The sequence below is a fragment of the Stenotrophomonas sp. TWI273 genome (assembly GCF_039674765.1).
Classification (GTDB): domain Bacteria; phylum Pseudomonadota; class Gammaproteobacteria; order Xanthomonadales; family Xanthomonadaceae; genus Stenotrophomonas.
In genome coordinates this window covers 1-1,048 of the sequence record NZ_JBDJOA010000043.1, presented here as the reverse complement: position 1 = coordinate 1,048, position 1,048 = coordinate 1, and the positions used below count along the sequence as shown (strand labels likewise).

Genomic DNA, 1,048 nt, shown 5'->3' with positions numbered 1-1,048 from the left:
ATTACGCGATGATCTTGGAGACCACGCCGGCGCCGACGGTACGGCCGCCTTCGCGAATCGCGAAGCGCAGGCCTTCATCCATGGCGACCGGGTTGATCAGGGTGACAACCATCTTCACGTTGTCGCCCGGCATCACCATTTCCACACCTTCCGGCAGTTCGCAAGCGCCGGTGATGTCGGTGGTACGGAAGTAGAACTGCGGACGGTAGCCCTTGAAGAACGGGGTGTGACGGCCACCTTCGTCCTTGGACAGCACGTACACTTCGGCGTCGAAGGTGGTGTGCGGCTTGATCGAACCCGGCTTGGCCAGGACCTGGCCACGCTCGACGTCGTCACGCTTGGTGCCGCGCAGCAGCAGACCGGCGTTGTCGCCTGCCTGACCCTGGTCGAGCAGCTTGCGGAACATTTCCACGCCGGTGACGGTGGTCTTCTGGACCGGACGGATACCGACGATTTCGATTTCTTCGCCGACCTTGATCACGCCGCGCTCGATACGACCGGTCACGACGGTGCCGCGGCCCGAGATCGAGAACACGTCTTCGACCGGCATCAGGAAGGGCTTGTCGATGTCACGTTCCGGGGTCGGGATCCAGCTGTCGAGAGCTTCGACCAGCTTGATCACGGCCGGCACGCCGATTTCGCTCTGGTCGCCTTCCAGCGCCAGGCGGGCCGAACCCGAGATGATCGGGGTGTCATCGCCCGGGAAGTCGTACTTGCTCAGCAGCTCGCGGACTTCCATTTCAACCAGTTCCAGCAGCTCGGCGTCATCGACCATGTCTGCCTTGTTCAGGAAGACGACGATGTACGGCACGCCGACCTGACGCGAGAGCAGGATGTGCTCACGGGTCTGCGGCATCGGGCCGTCAGCAGCCGAACAGACCAGGATCGCGCCGTCCATCTGGGCAGCACCGGTGATCATGTTCTTGACGTAGTCAGCATGGCCCGGGCAATCGACGTGGGCGTAATGACGTTCGGTGGATTCGTATTCGACGTGTGCGGTCGAGATCGTGATGCCACGTGCCTTTTCTTCCGGCGCGGCGTCGATCGA

General features: G+C 62.5%; 1 protein-coding gene. It reads right to left on the bottom strand.

Translation table 11 applies throughout. The annotated features are described in order from the left end of the window. Position 1: 1 nt before the first annotated feature. Positions 2–1,048 (bottom strand): elongation factor Tu (gene tuf / locus ABE571_RS18800; RefSeq protein ID WP_346464659.1); only part of this gene is annotated, 1,047 nt, incomplete at its 5' end.